Raw genomic sequence first — 16,357 nt, 5'->3', positions numbered from 1 at the left:
CGTTCGCCGAAAGAGATCTTAGCGAACGAGTAGGATCGGCGTCCGCGCGACGACGGAAGCGCGCGCCAATTCGCGGCCATCGGCCAGCGCCGAACCGCCGAAAACCGCGATCGTTAAGCTCGGCCTCAGCCGCGCGATGAATTCCGTCAGCGCACCCGGAACGCCGAATGTCGGGCGCGCATCCTCGAAAACGATGGGCAGGCTGGATTCAGACGCCAGCAGTCGCGACTGCCCTTCGATCTCCGCATATCCATCCGCGGTATCGGCGGCGATCACGATATGCACTGGAGCTCGCGGTGCCGAAAGGCGCTCCGCCGCACGTAGCATCGACGGCAGCCGATCGCCATCTTCGACGACGACCACGACGCGCGACTGCGCCGATCTCTGTTCGCCGCAGAGCAGAAAGCCTGTCGCGCCGCCGACGTTGGCAAGCAGTGTCCCGATGACGGAATCGCTGTGCGAGGCAGGCATACGCGCCAGCGCAACGATGTTCCAAGGTCCGCGCTCGTCGCACATCTCCGAAATCCGGTCGACGGCATCGCCCGCGGCGAGCGTATGGCGCACCGTGACGCCCCGAGCCGCACCGGCCTTGTCGACAGCACGGCGGCAACGGGCGACGAGAAGCTCGAAACGCCGGTCGTGTTCTACGGGAGCACTCACCTCGGCGCGCGCGACGTGTCCAACCATCCGGACAGGCACGCCGTCTGCGTCGCCCTGAGGTCCATCCGAAACGACAACCGTTTCGATCTCGGCCCCATAAGCGGCCGCCAGCAAGACGGGCGCTTCAAGCCGCGACGCTGGATAGTCGGCTGCGGGATCGAGCCAGAGGACGACCCGGCCCGAAAGCTCCGACGCTTCAGCGACATGCGCGATCACGGCGTGGCGCCCTCGGCGCGCCGCGACAGCGCTTCAGTGAGATCGGCAGCCCGTATTTGCGACGCCGATTGGTCTGCGGCTATTGCATCCGCCTCCTGTAGAAGGTGCAAGAGAGCGATACCGGCGAGCGACACGCGACCGCCGCCGCGGCGAACCGCATCCTTGTAGATCAGCGGCGCCACGGCCGGATTGAGCGGTCGCAGTCCGTGATCCGACGCCATCCGCGCAGCGCCCTTCGCGAAGTCGCTTTCGCTGAGTTCCGCAATCGGCACCGTCTCGGCAAACTTCGCGACATGCGGAAAGTGCCGCACGAGGCCGGGCTCGATGGCTTCGAGCTTCGACCACGATTGCGCGTCCGCGATGAGTACGATCGTCGCCAACAGCGGGATCGGATCGGCCTTGACGCCAACCCCCGCCGCGTTGACCGGCACGATCTCTTTGCTACGAATGGCGGCGCTCAGCGCAAGCCACGTCGCGGGATCGGCAGCAAGCCGCCAAGCTTCGATGATGACGATGCCGGATCCGGCCCGCATCAGATGGCCGGGAAGAAGCACCGCGAGACCCAGCGCATCGCGGCTGATTTCGCCGAGGAGGTCGGTTGCCGACGCCGTCCGCGCGACGACGACATGGCAGCGCACCGATGGATCGGTGAAGTGCCCGTCATCACAATCGAGAATGACGGGCGGGACAGCCTTTTCCATCCCCATGCCACGCACCGCAAAAGTCATGAACGATTCTTCGATCGCATCGAGGGCGCTCGCGAGTGAGGCATCGTCCGGATACGATTTCTTAATGGCAGCAAGACCAGGGCGAATGGCGCGCAACGCCGTCTGCCGAAGCAGTGCCTCATGCTTTGCGCTCGCACCGAATTCCGCTTCTGGCAGCGTCGCGACGATGGATTGCAGCTCGTCCTCGAAAGCGGTGATCTTCGCTTCGACATTCCGCTTCATAGAATCCGGAAGCGCACGAAAAACGTCCGACCGCACGACGCGGCCTTCATGCATCGGCGCGAGCACATAACCGTCGAGCGATTTGACGACGGCAATGTTCTGCGCTTCCGCGCGCTGGCGTACCGGCTCGACCGCCTTTTCACTGTGGTATCGCATCTCTTCCTCGAGCAGATCGAGGCTGATGCGATGCTCTTCGCTCTTGAGATAGCGGTTGAATGCAGCCCACGCTTTGGCGGTGGCTCCGCGAACCTCGCGACGGATATGCGTGCCCTCGCCGGCCGGCAACGCGAAGCTCTTCGCGCGCGACGGTGCGTCGTGATCGACGACGTAGATCCAATCCGGAGCGGGCGACCGCTCCACATCCTTGCCGATCGCTTCGGCAAGTCCGAGACGGCCCGTGCCGGGCTGCCCCATGATGACGAGATGCTCGCCGCGGCTTGCCTCCAACGCCGTTCGAATTTTTGCGATGGCGCGTTTCTGCCCGAAGAAATGCGTCTGTTCGATTGGGCTGATCGGCGCCAAGCTGTTCGCCGTCTTCTTTTCTGTGGTTTCGCTCTCAGCGTTCGCCGTCGAAACATCGGCCAGACGATCGGCAAGTCGATCCGCTAAGCGGTTCGTCATCAGTGTCACGACATTGGTCAGTGGCTCGGTTGCGCTACGCGAGCCTGCCCCAGCGGGCGTGGCTTTGGCCGCACCCTCCTCGCCGGCGGTAGCCGCAGCTTCGGCCTTTTTCTCCGCCCTGCTGCGCCAGAAAACCATTCGCACGATCTCTCCCCTGGAGACTCTAACGACCATCGCCAGCTTATCGGGTGACGAGAAGGCCGCCCCCGCCGCCCGCTTGTCACCGACAGTCGCACGGGCATAATGGCGGCACCATGACCGACGACCCGTCATCCGTAACGAATCCTTACGCCGCGGCTGGTCCGGCAGAAAAGACCCGGGATTACGAACGCGCCCGCGCTATTCTGCGCGGCACGCAACGGCTCCTCCGCTCCCTCGACTTCGAAAGCGTCAGCGAAGTCTCCCTCGCCAACGGACGCCGCGCCGACGTCCTGAGCATCCGTCGCGATGGCCAGATCTGGATCGTTGAAATCAAGTCGAGTATTGCCGACTTCCGGTCCGATCAGAAATGGCCGGAGTACCGCGACTATTGCGATGCATTGCTCTTCGCTGTCGCACCGGATTTTCCAACGGAAATCCTACCCGTCGATACCGGATTGATACTGGCCGACGCCTATGCGGGCGAGATGGTGCGAACGCCGCCGCACCATCCGTTGACAACCGTCCGGCGCAAAGCGGTGACGCTCGCACTCGCGCGCACGGCATCGATGCGGCTGCACGCCGAACTCGATCCGGGCTTCGGAATAGAATGAAGGCCTGAGCGCCAGCCTGAGTATCAGAATGCGCCCGAGCCTGCCCCGCTACTTCGGAGCGCGCTTCGCGAGGATGCGTTGCAGGGTGCGGCGGTGCATGTTCAAGCGGCGCGCCGTCTCGGAGACATTGCGATTGCAAAGTTCATACACGCGCTGGATGTGCTCCCAGCGCACGCGGTCCGCCGACATCGGGTTCTCCGGCGGCGGCGCCTTGGAATCCGTCGGCGCGAGAAGCGCATCCGTAACGTCGTCGGCGTCTGCAGGCTTCGCGAGATAGTCGACGGCGCCGAGCTTCACGGCCGAAACCGCAGTCGCGATGTTGCCGTAGCCGGTGAGCACGATCGCACGCGCATCGGGGCGAGCCTTCGCCAACTCGGCGATGACGTCGAGACCGGAACCGTCCTCGAGGCGCATGTCGACGACAGCGAACGCCGGAGCCTTTTCGCGAATGAGATCGACGCCTTCAGCAACCGAATGGCCGAAGCGCACTTCGAAGCCGCGAAGCTCCATCGCGCGCGCCAAACGTTGCAAGAACGACCTGTCGTCGTCGACGATAACCAACGAGCGGTCGGCTGGTAATTCATCCTGCTTGAAAGACAGGTCTTCGGTAACCAAAGTAGCCTCCCGGATCACGTATTATCCGTTGCTTTTTTCATGACGGTACATAATCCATCGCCGCCTACCCGGCTGCAACCCCTTACGCAAGCAAAAAACAGCCCAAAAGGTTACTAACCGAGCAAAAGAAGGTCGGCCATTCGTGCCAAATTGCCAGATTAGGCGATTTGCGAGGCCGAAGCCCGCCGCCCAGGCCAGGCGAAGGCCCCCGGCGGCAGTTCGAAAGCGGCCCTTGGCCATGAGATCTGGACATTGGCGCCGTGCCGGGGCGGGGTGAGGTTCGAAAACGTAACCGTGGCGCCGGACCGCTCGAGAAGCGTCTTCGCGATGAAGAGGCCGAGCCCCAACCCCGAGTGGCCGTGGTCGCCCTTCTCCTCGAACCGCCGTGTCGTAACGTAAGGCTCGCCGATGCTGTCCATCATCTCGGGCGCAAAGCCCGGACCGTCGTCGGTGATCGTGAAGAAGACGTGCGACCCGTTCCAGCGCGCCGTGATCTGCACCTCTGATTGCGCAAAGCTGATGGCGTTCTCGATAAGATTGCCGAGACCGTAGATCACGCCCGGCCGGCGATGCGCGACGGGCTCGATCCTCACTTCATCATCGAGACCCGGCAACGAGCTTGCGGAAATGATGATGCGCTTGCCGGAGTTGCGGTGCGGCGCCGACGCCTCTTCGAGCAGTTCGATGACGCTCAGACTTGCGTGCATCGGATCCTGCTCGTCAGGCTTGCGCGTGAGCTTCTGCAGAATTTCGCGGCAACGCCGGGCCTGGCTGTGAAGAAGTTGCAGGTCCTCTCGATACCGGCTGTCGCTGCCGAGCTCGTACTCGAGTTCCTTTGCGACAAGAGCGATCGTCGACAGAGGAGTGCCGAGCTCATGCGCTGCCGCAGCCGCCAGTCCGTCGAGCGCGTGCAGCCGCTGCTCGCTTGCGAGCACCATATCGGTCGCGGCCAATGCGGCCGACATCTGGCGGGATTCCTTGTTCAGCCGCCAAGTGAAGAAGGCCATGAACACCATGGACGCGATAAGCGCCAACAGCTCGCCGACCTTGTAATCGGCGGGAAGTTCGAACCGCGTCCCTTCGCGCCATGGCAGCGGATAGTGGTATTCGATGAGCAGCATGCCGGCGGCGATCACGCCCGCTCCGAGGATGATCGTGTAGCGCGGCGGCAGGGTCGCCGCCGCGACCGTGACGGGCGCGACGAGCAAAACCGAAAACGGATTTTGGATACCCCCGGTCAGGTAAAGTAGGCCCGCGAGTTGAACCACATCGTAGACGAGAAGACCGAACGCGAGCCGCGTGCTGAGGCGATAGCGCACCGGAAACCGGATCGACAGAAACACGTTCAGCCACGCCGAAAGCGCGATCAGAACGAGACAGCTTCCGATGTTGAGCGGGAAGCCGTAAAGCAGCGTCACCGCCGCGATCGCCGCGAGCTGACCGAGAACCGCCATCCAGCGAAGACGAACGCTCGTCAAGAGACGAAGCTGACTCTCGCGTTCGTTTACGATGCCCTTGAGGACCGGCGCGGGCGCTCTATCAGAAGGCATGCTCATGAATTGATGAATCCGGTTTCGGTGTCGTGACCGCAAGCCGCATATCGTTCGCGCTTGCACGTCTGCATTAGAAAGCCGACATGTTATCAGCTTAGCTACATTCTTACCCAAAGGGCGATGGAGAACTCAAGCTTATGAACCGTACGACGATTGGGATGGTCTTCGCGGGCCTTCTAACTGGCGCCGCGCTTGGCTTTATTGCGCTGAAAGTCCCCGCGCCTACGGTAAATGGCGAAGCCCAGGTTACCGGCAAGCCGGCCATCGGCGGGCCCTTCAGCCTCATCGATCAAACCGGCAAGCGCGTCACCGACAAGGACTTCCACGGGCGCTACATGCTGGTATTCTTCGGTTTCACCAATTGTCCCGATATTTGCCCCTCTGGCCTTCAGGTAATGTCGGCTGCGCTCGACAAGCTCGGCCATCGCGCTGACGATATCGTGCCGGTCCTCATCACGCTCGATCCCGCGGAAGATACTCCCGAAAAGCTCGCAACGTATGTGAAAAGCTTCCATCCGCGCCTCGTCGGATTGACGGGAAGCGAAAGCGATATTGCCGCGACTGCGAAAGCTTATCGCGTTTTTTACCAGAAAGTTCCGGACGAGAAGGATCCCTCGCGCTACGGCATCGATCACTCGGCGATCTTCTATCTGATGGGCAAGGATGGAACATTGCTCACGCCAATCCCGCACACGAACGACGTTGATCAGCTCGCTCTCGCAATCGACAAAGCAATTCTTAAGCAATAGCGGCGATTCGTTCCTGAGACCGGAGCGCCACACTTTCACATGCTGGCATCGACTCCGGACATTGATGCTGGAGCAATTAGCCGAACCTTGTTAGGTCATCTTGGTGCTGCATTGATCCGGCACACGCGAACGGCTCTTCGTTGCATCGATATGATGCGCGTCGGCTTTTGGGGGCAGAGCGCATGAGGATCGCAAATGGACATCGCGCCATCGACCTGAGTTCAAAAACGCGATCGTCAGTGCGCCTCGAAGATATCGGCGCACAGGTGGAGGTTCGTCGTCATCCAGGCGCACGCCGTTTGACGTTGCGCGTCAGTCGCACGCGCAGAGCCGTGATCGTCACGCTTCCTCTGCAATGCGATCTCGATGAAGCGGGAACGTTTCTCAACCGGCACATCGATTGGGTTCGCGCCCGGCTCGACAGTTTGCCGAACCACATCCCGTTCGAAGATGCAGCGGCGATGCCCCTGCGCGGCACGCCTCACACCATCTCCTTCACGGGCAATCCGCGCACGCGTGTGATCACCATCGACGATCGTCAGGGTCGCCGTCCGTCGATCATCGTCCCCGGCGATAAAGATCGCGCACCCGATAGGCTCATGCGGTTTCTATTCGACGAGGCGAAGCGCGATCTCGCGGCAAGCGTCGCCAAATACACGCGTCCTCTTTCGGTCAAGGCGACGCGCATCGGCATCCGCGATCAGACGAGCCGATGGGGATCGTGCTCCACGACGGGAGCGCTTTCATTTTCCTGGCGCTTGATCCTGGCGCCGTCCTTCGTGCTCGATTACGTCGCCGCGCACGAAGTCGCTCATCTCGCGGAAATGAATCACGGACCACGCTTTTGGGCGCTCGTCAAAAAGATCTGCCCGGACTTTGAAACCGCCAAGCAATGGTTGCAGGTTCTGGGTCCCGATCTTCATCGGTATGGGCCGCCGCACGGCCAGCCCGTAAACTCACCACCAGCTGGTGAATGACAAAAACCCGCTCTGTCCTTGAGGCGCAACATTGGGCGTTGTGCCGGTAGCGGTTTTAACTTCGCTCGGCGTCCCCGAAATCGCGCGCGAAACGAAAGCTCCATCGATCTCGTCGGCCGGATGATTTTTCGCAGACGCTGACGACGCGCTCGCCAGCGTCTCGCGAACGCCAGACGGCGCTTGCGCATCGCGTCGCGGCGTCCCTTGCAAATCTTCTTTCGCCTCGATGACGCGCGGCGGCCGCGTCGCAGTCGAAGCAGGCACGAGCGGACTGATGCCGAAGTCGGCAGCATCGGCATCGGCGTTGCCGATAACGGTTCCTGGCAACGGCTCAGGCGCGAGACCTTCGTGCGCAACGCGCATGACCTGCTTCCAGATTTCGGCTGGAAGCGTACCGCCGGTTGCGCGGTTCATCGGCTTGCCGTTGTCGTTGCCAACCCACACGCCCGCCGTCAGATGGCTGGTGTACCCCATGAACCAGGCGTCGCGAAAATCCTGGGTCGTTCCGGTCTTGCCGGCAACCGGTTGATCGGCGAGCGCCGCCCGCCGTCCCGTACCGTACACGACCGCCGCGTTCAGCATGTCGTTCAACGCGCCGAGTCTATCCGCCTCCGCAATCCGCGTATGGGCAGGCGGCTTGCTTTCGAAAAGTACGCGGCCCTGAGCCGTCGCGACGCGGACGATCACGTGCGGCCCGACGACATCGCCGCCGTTCGAGAACGCCGTGTAAGCCCCCGCCAACTCGAGCAGCGTGACTTCCGACGTACCGAGAGCCAGCGCCGGTCCTTCGCGCAATTCGGATTTAACACCGAGGCGTTCCGCGAGGTCGGCCGCCGTTCCCCGTCCGATATCCTGGTTGAGGCGCACGGCCACCGTGTTGACCGACTGCGCCAAGGCGCGACGCAGCGTGATGGGCCCAACGTACTCGTTCTTATCGTTCTTCGGCGACCAGCCCCCAATCGTGATCGGAGCATCATTCGCAACGGTTGCGGGCGACATCCCGCGCTGCAATGCGGCGAGGTAGACGAATGGCTTGAACGCAGAACCGGGCTGGCGTTTCGCCTTGACGGCGCGATTGAACTGGCTGTCGGCATAATCGCGTCCACCGACGAGCGCGCGAATGCCGCCATCGCGATCGAGCACGGCGACGGCCGCCTGACTTGCGCCGAGCGCCGTTCCCTTCTGCGCAAGGCTATCCGCGACGATTTCCTGGGCGCGCCGCTGCAACGTCTTGTCGATCGTCGTTTCGACGACGAGATCGGTATCGTCGCCGCCGGTCATCGCCTCCACCTGCTCCAGCACGTAGTCGACGACGTAACCGGAATCGACGGACGCCTTGGCCATCTTCTGCTCGTTGAAGACCAGCGTCTGCGCCAGCGCCTGCGTCTCCTGCGCTTCCGAAATGAATCCCGCATCGAACATTTTCGAGATCACGACGCGCGCACGCGCACGCGCCGCCCCGGGACTCGCGGCCGGCGAATATTTCGATGGCGCTTTGAGAAGTCCGGCGATGAGCGCCGCTTCCGGCAATGTCAGCTCGCGAGCGGACTTGTCGAAATACCGGCGGCTCGCCGCTTCGATACCGTATGCCCCGCCGCCGAAGTACACTTGGTTCAAATAGAGCTCGAGGATCTCGGGCTTCGACAGCCGCACTTCGAGCCACAATGCCAGACCAAGCTCCGCGAGCTTGCGCGTCAGTGTCCGGTCCTGCGTCAGGAATAGGTTTTTTGCCAGCTGCTGGGTCAGCGTCGAGCCGCCCTGAGCAAATCGCCCCGCGCGCAAGTTCGCAAACATCGCCCGGATCATCCCAACGGGATCGACACCGTAATGATCGAAGAACCGGCGATCCTCCGTCGCGACGACGGCGGCAGGAACGACTTTCGGCAGCTGATCGAGGGAAACGTACTCACGCGGCGCGCCCCGCTCGGTCAACGTCGAACCGTCACGCGCCAGAATGCGCACGAGCGGCGCATGCGCGGTGTTGCGGATCGCGAGCGGATCGGGAAATACGACTGTGTAGTAGACCATCATCACGGCGAAGGTCAGCATCAGCAGGCCCGTACAGAGGACCCCAGCGCCGAACGCCAACCGGTATTTGAGCTTCAGCCGGTTCAGCAATCCGCGTCGCACAGGGACCGTCGGCGCCAACTGCTGTTGCGGCTGCTGCTGCACGTTGAGTTGCGACAAGTCGGCCGGCGTCTCGTCCGATCGGAAGGCCTGCGTCGCAACGGACTGAAACGAACCGGGCAGCGTCATTTCGACCGGCGGGGCAGGACGCCGGCCGCCGAGCAGCAGCCCACGGACGAGCCACAGTGCAAAACGCAAAACTGCAGCGATCGCGCGCAATACGGTCAAACCTCGAAGGCGGAGTTCGTCCCTTGCCGTCCAGCCTCGGAAAAGCCTGATCTGAAAAGGGTAGCGGGATAATTCCGCTCATTGTTATCGGACGTTGGCTAAGGTCGCGTTAAACGCGCACCCGCGTCGCCGCCCGAAGCCCAACCTCATCCGCTGAGTGAGTTGTAGACACTGCAAATGAGCAACGTAGGCGAACAGAAATAATATGCCCTGTGGAATCTGACTTCGCGGACCGCCATAGTGGCCGGACATAAAAAGGAGAATCGATGTCCGTTCCGGTCGACCTGGCTAGTTACAAGGATGCGCTTTTAGTTCTCGGCACTGCCGGTGTCGTCGTTCCAGTCTTACATCGCTTCGGCGTCAGTACGGTTCTTGCTTTCCTTCTATCCGGAGCATTCCTAAGTCCAGGCGGCCTCGGGGCCCTGGTCCCCCACCTGCCTCAACTTTCATATCTGACGATTACCGACCCCGAACGATTATCGAAATTTGCCGAGTGGGGCGTCGTTTTCCTTCTCTTCATCATCGGTCTCGAGCTTTCCTTCGAACGTCTCTCGACGATGCGGCGCTTGGTGTTCGGCCTCGGCGGTTCGCAGGTTGTCGTCTCGGCCGCCCTCATCGGTCTGGTTGCTTATGCGCTCGGCCAGCCTCCGGCCATTGCGCTCGTCATCGGTGCCGCCCTCTGCCTGTCCTCGACGGCCATCGTCATCGAGTTACTTGCCTCTCAAAAGCGGCTGTCGACTTCAGTTGGGAGAACTTCCTTCTCGATCCTTCTCTTTCAGGATCTCGCGGTCGTTCCGATCCTCATCCTCGTCGGCATTCTCGAGCCGGGAAATGATACGTCGATCGTCTCTAAAATTTTAACGGCGCTGGCTCAGGCGACCATCGCGTTGCTCGTCATCGTCGGCGTGGGCCGTTTTCTGCTTCAACCCCTATTCCGCCTTGTAGCTCAGACCCATAACGCCGACCTTTTCATCGCAGCTACCCTGTTCGTCGCGGTCAGCACGGCTTTCATAACGGCAGCCGCCGGTCTGTCCCTGGCACTCGGAGCGTTCGTCGCCGGCCTCGTCCTCGCGGAAACGGAATACCGCAGAGCCGTGCAGGCGACCGTCGAGCCGATCAAATCGCTGCTGCTCGGCGTGTTCTTCTTTTCTGTCGGCTCGCAGCTCGACATTCAATCGCTGATAGCCGAGCCCGCCGCTATCCTCGCGACGACGGTCGGCCTGCTCGCCATCCAGGCGGTCATCATTTACGTATTGGCCCGCCTCTTCAGCGTCTCGAAATCGGCATCGATTGAATCAGCCGCACTGCTGGCGCCGGGCGGCGAGTTCGCCTTCGTGATCCTGACGCTTGCGCACGCATCGCAGCTCATCAATCAGGAGTTGATGAGCATCCTGCTCACGGCCGTATCCATCACGATGGCGACGATACCCGCGAGCGCGAAGCTTGGCCGCAAGCTCGCCAAGCGGTACCTCCCGCCGACAGTAGTCGACCCGGAATTGACCGTGACTCCCGTCAGCGACGGTACTGTCAAAGCGCTCGTCGTCGGTTACGGCCGCGTAGGACAATTGATCGGCGACATGCTGACCGAACACAAAATCTCCTACATCGCCGTCGACCGAGCACCGAACCTCGTCGCCAATGCCCGGCGGGAGGGCAAGCCCGTGTACTACGGCGACGTGACGTCCGCCGAATTCCTCGAGCATTGCGGTCTCGATACAGCCAAAGCGGCAATCATCACGATCCATCAGGAAAGCGAGATCGACGCCGTCGTGAAATCTTTGCGCAAGAGCCATCCGAACCTGCTCATCGTCTCGCGCGCGAAGGACGCAAGCCACGCACGCCATCTCTACGAGATCGGCGTCAACGATGCCGTGCCTGAAACGATCGAGGCAAGCCTCCAGCTCTCGGAAGCAGCGCTCGTCGGCCTCGGCGTTCCGACCGGTCCCGTTATCGCCTCCATTCACGAGAAGCGCGATGAGTTCCGTACTGAGCTTCAGGGCGCGGCCAAAAAGGCGGGAACCGTGACGCGCGCATTTCCCAAAAAGCGCACGAGCTGAACTCATCCGACGCGCAGTTGCCGCCGCAGGTCTTGTAGCGGAACTTGTCGATCCCACATGTCGTTTCCGATTGGAGACGTGATGGCGGAGCCGATGTCGACAATGTTCGAAAGACTGGACCGAAGCAGTTTTGATGGGAGATTTGCAGGCTCCCTTCCGGCGGGTGAATTCGACGAAAGCTTCGCGCGCATCGAAGCCTTGGCAAAGATCCTCGACAGCGCCATCCGCATTCCGGGCACCAGTGTTGTTATGGGCGTCGACGCCGTTCTCGGCCTCGTACCCGTCATCGGCGACGCGATTTCAGGCGCGATCGCGAGCTACATCATTTGGGAAGCGCGTCGCCTAGGCGCGCCGCGCTGGCTGATCGCCCGCATGGCGATGAATACGGCGCTCGACACGGCCGTCGGCAGCATTCCCATTTTCGGCGATATGTTCGACGTTGCCTACAAATCGAACCTCAAAAACGTCGCGCTGCTGAAGCGCCATGCTGACAAACACAGCGCTCGCTACGGTCGCAAGACGATCGATACGGCCTATACAGTCGAGGCTTAAACGTCCAAGTTCGATGCGTTGAGTGCATTTTCCTGGATGAACTCGCGCCGCGGCTCGACGATATCGCCCATCAGCTTGGCGAAAATCTCGTCGGCCTCCGCGAGATCGCCGACCTTGACCTGCAGCAGCGTGCGCACGTCCGGATCGAGCGTCGTCTCCCAAAGCTGCTCGGGATTCATCTCGCCCAGACCTTTGTAGCGCTGCAGATCGAGACCCTTGCGGCCCACCTCGTACACCGCTTGGAGCAGCGAACGCGGACCGGTGATGATCTCGGTCTTATCCTTGCGCTTGAGCTTCGCCGGCGTGTCGTAGAGTTCGACCAGATGGTCGTGGCGCTCGTTCAAACGCCGCGCATCGAGCGAGCCCAACAGCGCTCGGTCGAGGATCTGGACCTCGGTCACGCCGCGAACCTCGCGCTTGAAGACATACCCGTCGTTGCCGTAGCGGCCTTCCCAGCCCGTTTCCATCTCTTCGGCGATGGCATCGAGACGTCTGGCGATCCTTTGGGCAATCTCGTCGGCCCTCTGAGAATCCGGCGTCGAAAGGATCGACGCATCGAACACACCGCCGATCGCGCCCTGTTCGACGACGTTGCGGTTGTAACGCGAATGGAGGCCATTGATGCCGCCCGCAATCTGCCGCGCCTGCTCGACGACGTCGCGCAGATCCCGGCCCGCCCGCTCCGTGCCGTTGCCGCTGACCAGCACGGCATCGGCGAGGCCCTGATCAATCAGGTAATCCTCGAGAGCCCGCTCGTCCTTCAGGTACGAATGCGACTTGCCTTTAGCCACTTTGTAGAGCGGCGGCTGCGCGATGTAGACGTGGCCCTTTTCAACGAGCTCCGGCATCTGCCGGTAGAAGAACGTCAACAGCAGCGTACGAATGTGCGCACCGTCGACGTCGGCGTCCGTCATGATGATGATCTTGTGATAGCGAAGCTTGTCGAGCTTGAATTCGTCACGCCCGATGCCGGTGCCCAGCGCGGCGATGATGTTCGTCACCTGCTCCGATGACAGCATCTTGTCGGTGCGGGCGCGCTCGACGTTCAGAATTTTACCTCGGATCGGCAGCACGGCCTGGAACTCGCGCTTACGGCCCTGCTTGGCGGAACCGCCTGCCGAGTCGCCTTCGACGATGAACATTTCCGTTTTCGACGCGTCGCGATCCTGGCACTCGGCGAGACCGCCCGGCAGACGCAGCCCATCGAGCGCACCTTTCCGCCGCGTCAGATCGCGAGCCTTGCGCGCAGCTTCGCGGGCAAGCGCAGCCTCGACGATCTTGCCGACGATGACCTTCGCTTCTTTGGGATGCTCCTCGAACCACGCGCCGAGCTGATCGCTGACCGCGGATTCCACGACCGGCTTCACTTCCGACGAAACGAGCTTGTCCTTCGTCTGCGAAGAAAACTTCGGATCAGGCACCTTCACCGAAAGCACGCACGTCAAACCTTCACGCGCGTCGTCGCCCGAAAGCGTTACCTTTTCCTTCTTCGCGAGACCGGTCTCTTCAGCGTACTTGTTGACGATGCGCGTCAACGCGCTGCGGAAGCCGGCGAGATGCGTGCCGCCGTCGCGCTGCGGAATGTTGTTCGTGAAGGTCAACACCGTCTCGTGATAGCTGTCGTTCCACCAGAGAGCGGCTTCGACCGTGATGCCATCCTTCTCGGCATGGATCATGACCGGCTCGGGAAGCGCCGATGTCTTCGATCGATCGAGGTAACGGACGAAAGCAGCCGTGCCGCCTTCGTAATTGAATTCCTGGCGCTTCACGTCGGCGTGGCGCGCATCGATCAACACGATCCTCGCGCCGGAGTTCAGGAACGCGAGCTCGCGCAAGCGATGCTCGAGCGTCGAGAAGTCGAATTCCGTCACGTTGTGAAACGTCTCGGTGCTCGGCAGGAACGTGACTTCGGTGCCGCGTTCCTCGCCGGCATCGCCGATGACTTTCAACGGCGCAACGGCATTGCCGTTGTGAAACTCGATGAAGTGCTCCTTGCCCTCGCGCCAGATCCGGCACTTGAGCCAAGTCGACAGCGCGTTGACGACCGACACGCCGACGCCGTGCAGACCACCCGAAACCTTGTACGAGTTCTGGTCGAACTTGCCGCCCGCATGGAGCTCGGTGAACACGATCTCTGCCGCCGAACGCTTCGGCACCTGATCGTCGTCACGCTTGATGCCGGTCGGAATGCCGCGCCCGTCATCGCGCACCGTGCATGAGCCGTCGGGGTTCAGCGTCACCGTGCAGGCATGCGCATGGCCCGCCAGAACCTCGTCGACGGCGTTGTCGACGACTTCGTAAATCATGTGGTGGAGACCCGATCCGTCATCGGTGTCGCCGATGTACATGCCGGGGCGTTTCCGAACCGCGTCGAGGCCCTTCAGCATCTTGATGCTGTCCTCGCCGTAATCATCCGGCGCAGGTGTTTTCTTGAGCGGTTGGGCGTTCATTTTGGGGCTTTCTCAGCGGACGGAAATATGGTCCGTTTTTATAGCACAAAGCGCCCCGAAAAGCCCTAAAAAATCGACATAAATCGACGCTCAAAAGCCCTTGTTTTACAGTGTTTTGGATGTGGCCGTTTGTCCCGATACACGGACTTAACGAAGGGCCCTGATCTTTCCCTCTTCCACCCCCCAGAATCGCGCCGTTTCCCGGAGCGCCGAGAACGCTTCCGCGTCCGTCCCGGTCATCCAGGCTTGCGCTCCGAGCCGCAGAATTTCGGCGAACAACGCTCCCCTCCGGTGCACGTCGAGATGGGCCGTGATCTCATCGAGGAGGAGGATGGGCGCCGCCCCTTCCTGCCGCTCCGTAAGAAGCTCAGCGTGCGCCAGCACCAGCCCGAGAAGCAGCGCCTTCTGCTCGCCTGTCGAACACTGACGCGCTTCGAGCGCCTTCGGACCATGCTCGACGATGAGGTCAGAGCGATGCGGCCCATCGAGTGTCCGGCTTGCCGCACGATCGCGTTCGCGCGTTTCGCGGAGCGTCCGCGCGTAGGCATCTTCCGCCTCGATGGCCGAAAGACTTCTGAGATCGTCCTCGATGGTTCCAACGAGCCGGAACGAGGACCACGGAAACGCGGAATTCGGATCGCGCTCGCGCCGCGTCTCAACGATCGCCGCCATCGCCGCCACAGCTTCGAGGCGGGCAGCCGCGACCGCCACACCCGTCTCCGCCATCACCTGTTCGAACCCGGAAAGCTGCGCGTTGTCGCGCACGCCGTCGGCAAGCAGGCGGTTGCGGCTCGTCATCGCCCGCTCGAACCGCCCGGCGATAGTCCGGTAACTGTGATCGAAACAGAGGATCAATCGGTCGAGAAAACGCCGCCGCTCCGACGCAGGCCCGGTGAAGAGCCCGTCCATCGCCGGCGTCACCCAGACGATTTCGAGATAATCCGCAAGAATGCCCGAGCCCGACTGCGCCGAACCATCAATGCGGACAATGCGGCCGGATCGTCCCGAACCCTCAGCCCGCGCGCTCGTCCCAGCGCCCGCCGCCAACCCCGTGCCGATGTCTGCAGGCCCCGCGAGCGTATGCGCATGCGCCGCAATCGCGAAACTTCCATCGCCCCCAGCGCGCGCCAGATCGACGAACGGCACACGCCGCAAGCCCGTGCCGGGCGAAAGCAGCGACAACGCTTCGAGCAGATTGGTCTTGCCCGACCCGTTCGCGCCGACGATCACCTGCGGCCCCGCGTCGGTCTCAACGCTCGCCGAAACATAGCTCCGGAAATTCGTCAGCGTCAGCCGCTCGACCCATAGGGAATTTGGCATCGATATCATGGGCTGCGCTTATCACCGCTCGCGAGATTCTGAAATATTACTCGATCATTCCCTCTCCCCGTCCTCACGGGGAGAGGGTTAGGGTGAGGGGCAGCACCAGTCGGGACGAATCCAAAATGCGGGGAACTCAACCTTGGAAGGCCAATCGCTCCCGCATCTTGAGAGCGAATGCAACCTCTGCCGAAGACAAGCTTTGGCATCACTTGCGCGCACGCCGGCTCTGCGGCCTTAAATTCGTGCGACAATTCCCAATCGGAAACTATTTCGCGGACTTTGTGTGCCGTGAAGAGTATTTGGTTGTCGAGATCGATGGCGGCACGCATGGCACCGCGATCGAATGCAGGAACGACGGAGAACGTAACCAAGCTTTGGCTTCGCTTGGCTACAAAGTCGTCCGCATTAACAACACCGATATCTACGAAAACATCGAGGGCGTATTGGATCAGCTTCTCGCCGTCTTGCAAAAGCGAGGCTAGGTCTGCCCCTCACCCTAACCCTCTCCCCATTGAGTGCAGAAATGG

Annotated in this window: 13 protein-coding genes; 6 read left to right on the top strand and 7 right to left on the bottom strand. The window is 61.7% G+C overall.

The annotated features are described in order from the left end of the window. Positions 1-18 precede the first annotated feature (18 nt). Together K2Q04_RS20990 and K2Q04_RS20985 are read right to left on the bottom strand one after the other, a co-directional pair. On the bottom strand, positions 19-876 hold the full coding sequence (locus tag K2Q04_RS20990; protein ID WP_291167246.1) for a hypothetical protein: 858 nt from the start codon (positions 874-876) through the stop codon (positions 19-21). After that, complete coding sequence (locus K2Q04_RS20985) at positions 873-2,585, bottom strand: AAA family ATPase (RefSeq protein WP_291167243.1); 1,713 nt, start codon at positions 2,583-2,585, stop codon at positions 873-875. The genes K2Q04_RS20990 and K2Q04_RS20985 overlap by 4 nt, the downstream gene beginning before the upstream one ends. A gap of 116 nt (positions 2,586-2,701) precedes the next feature. Between K2Q04_RS20985 and K2Q04_RS20980 the strand changes: the two genes are divergently transcribed. Further along, complete coding sequence (locus K2Q04_RS20980; protein WP_291167240.1) at positions 2,702-3,199, top strand: MmcB family DNA repair protein; 498 nt, start codon at positions 2,702-2,704, stop codon at positions 3,197-3,199. Positions 3,200-3,247: 48 nt separating this feature from the next. Here K2Q04_RS20980 and K2Q04_RS20975 read toward each other — a convergent pair whose 3' ends face one another. Both K2Q04_RS20975 and K2Q04_RS20970 read right to left on the bottom strand, forming a co-directional pair. Further along, positions 3,248-3,814: an ActR/PrrA/RegA family redox response regulator transcription factor gene (locus K2Q04_RS20975; RefSeq protein ID WP_092862513.1), complete on the bottom strand. Its 567-nt coding sequence runs from the start codon at positions 3,812-3,814 to the stop codon at positions 3,248-3,250. Positions 3,815-3,972: 158 nt separating this feature from the next. Continuing rightward, positions 3,973-5,370, bottom strand: coding sequence for an ActS/PrrB/RegB family redox-sensitive histidine kinase (locus tag K2Q04_RS20970; protein WP_291167235.1), 1,398 nt, complete (start codon positions 5,368-5,370; stop codon positions 3,973-3,975). A gap of 134 nt (positions 5,371-5,504) precedes the next feature. Here K2Q04_RS20970 and K2Q04_RS20965 point away from each other — a divergent pair, with 134 nt between their 5' ends. Together K2Q04_RS20965 and K2Q04_RS20960 are read left to right on the top strand one after the other, a co-directional pair. After that, positions 5,505-6,116 carry an SCO family protein gene (locus tag K2Q04_RS20965; RefSeq protein ID WP_291167232.1) on the top strand — a complete coding sequence of 204 codons (612 nt, stop codon included), beginning with the start codon at positions 5,505-5,507 and terminating at the stop codon, positions 6,114-6,116. Positions 6,117-6,298: 182 nt separating this feature from the next. Continuing rightward, positions 6,299-7,093, top strand: a complete 795-nt coding sequence (locus tag K2Q04_RS20960) for a SprT family zinc-dependent metalloprotease (RefSeq protein WP_291167230.1) — start codon at positions 6,299-6,301, stop codon at positions 7,091-7,093. Here the strand turns inward: K2Q04_RS20960 and K2Q04_RS20955 are convergent. Continuing rightward, on the bottom strand, positions 7,073-9,439 hold the full coding sequence (locus K2Q04_RS20955) for a penicillin-binding protein 1A (RefSeq protein ID WP_291167227.1): 2,367 nt from the start codon (positions 9,437-9,439) through the stop codon (positions 7,073-7,075). The genes K2Q04_RS20960 and K2Q04_RS20955 overlap by 21 nt on opposite strands. Before the next feature lie 275 nt (positions 9,440-9,714). On the opposite strand from K2Q04_RS20955, the gene K2Q04_RS20950 reads away from it, so the two are divergent. Together K2Q04_RS20950 and K2Q04_RS20945 are read left to right on the top strand one after the other, a co-directional pair. Beyond that, entirely contained in the window at positions 9,715-11,505 is a 1,791-nt protein-coding gene (locus K2Q04_RS20950) for a cation:proton antiporter (protein ID WP_291167224.1), read from the top strand. A gap of 57 nt (positions 11,506-11,562) precedes the next feature. Beyond that, positions 11,563-12,057: a DUF4112 domain-containing protein gene (locus K2Q04_RS20945; protein WP_291167222.1), complete on the top strand. Its 495-nt coding sequence runs from the start codon at positions 11,563-11,565 to the stop codon at positions 12,055-12,057. Here K2Q04_RS20945 and gyrB read toward each other — a convergent pair. After that, on the bottom strand, positions 12,054-14,507 hold the full coding sequence (gyrB, locus tag K2Q04_RS20940) for a DNA topoisomerase (ATP-hydrolyzing) subunit B (protein ID WP_291167219.1): 2,454 nt from the start codon (positions 14,505-14,507) through the stop codon (positions 12,054-12,056). The genes K2Q04_RS20945 and gyrB overlap by 4 nt on opposite strands. 147 nt (positions 14,508-14,654) lie before the next feature. Continuing rightward, positions 14,655-15,827 carry a DNA replication/repair protein RecF gene (gene recF, locus K2Q04_RS20935; protein WP_291167294.1) on the bottom strand — a complete coding sequence of 391 codons (1,173 nt, stop codon included), beginning with the start codon at positions 15,825-15,827 and terminating at the stop codon, positions 14,655-14,657. 125 nt (positions 15,828-15,952) lie between these two features. Between recF and K2Q04_RS20930 the strand changes: the two genes are divergently transcribed. Next, positions 15,953-16,312 (top strand): DUF559 domain-containing protein, encoded by a 360-nt coding sequence (locus K2Q04_RS20930; protein ID WP_291167217.1) that lies wholly within the window; start codon positions 15,953-15,955, stop codon positions 16,310-16,312. Positions 16,313-16,357 lie beyond the last annotated feature (45 nt).

Source organism: Hyphomicrobium sp. (genome assembly GCF_019753045.1).
Classification (GTDB): Bacteria; Pseudomonadota; Alphaproteobacteria; order Rhizobiales; family Hyphomicrobiaceae; genus Hyphomicrobium_B.
The sequence above is the reverse complement of the archived record's forward strand: the minus strand, read 5'-3'. Positions and strand labels throughout refer to the sequence as shown.

Bases quoted from the DNA above. Each gene is read 5' to 3' on its own strand.
- K2Q04_RS20945 (WP_291167222.1), top strand. From the start codon at position 11,563: ATGTCGTTTCCGATTGGAGACGTGATGGCGGAGCCGATGTCGACAATG.
- K2Q04_RS20965 (WP_291167232.1), top strand. From the start codon at position 5,505: ATGAACCGTACGACGATTGGGATGGTCTTCGCGGGCCTTCTAACTGGC.
- K2Q04_RS20970 (WP_291167235.1), bottom strand. From the start codon at position 5,370: ATGAGCATGCCTTCTGATAGAGCGCCCGCGCCGGTCCTCAAGGGCATC.
- K2Q04_RS20930 (WP_291167217.1), top strand. From the start codon at position 15,953: ATGCGGGGAACTCAACCTTGGAAGGCCAATCGCTCCCGCATCTTGAGA.
- recF (WP_291167294.1), bottom strand. From the start codon at position 15,827: ATGCCAAATTCCCTATGGGTCGAGCGGCTGACGCTGACGAATTTCCGG.
- K2Q04_RS20960 (WP_291167230.1), top strand. From the start codon at position 6,299: ATGAGGATCGCAAATGGACATCGCGCCATCGACCTGAGTTCAAAAACG.
- K2Q04_RS20980 (WP_291167240.1), top strand. From the start codon at position 2,702: ATGACCGACGACCCGTCATCCGTAACGAATCCTTACGCCGCGGCTGGT.
- gyrB (WP_291167219.1), bottom strand. From the start codon at position 14,507: ATGAACGCCCAACCGCTCAAGAAAACACCTGCGCCGGATGATTACGGC.
- K2Q04_RS20950 (WP_291167224.1), top strand. From the start codon at position 9,715: ATGTCCGTTCCGGTCGACCTGGCTAGTTACAAGGATGCGCTTTTAGTT.
- K2Q04_RS20985 (WP_291167243.1), bottom strand. From the start codon at position 2,585: ATGGTTTTCTGGCGCAGCAGGGCGGAGAAAAAGGCCGAAGCTGCGGCT.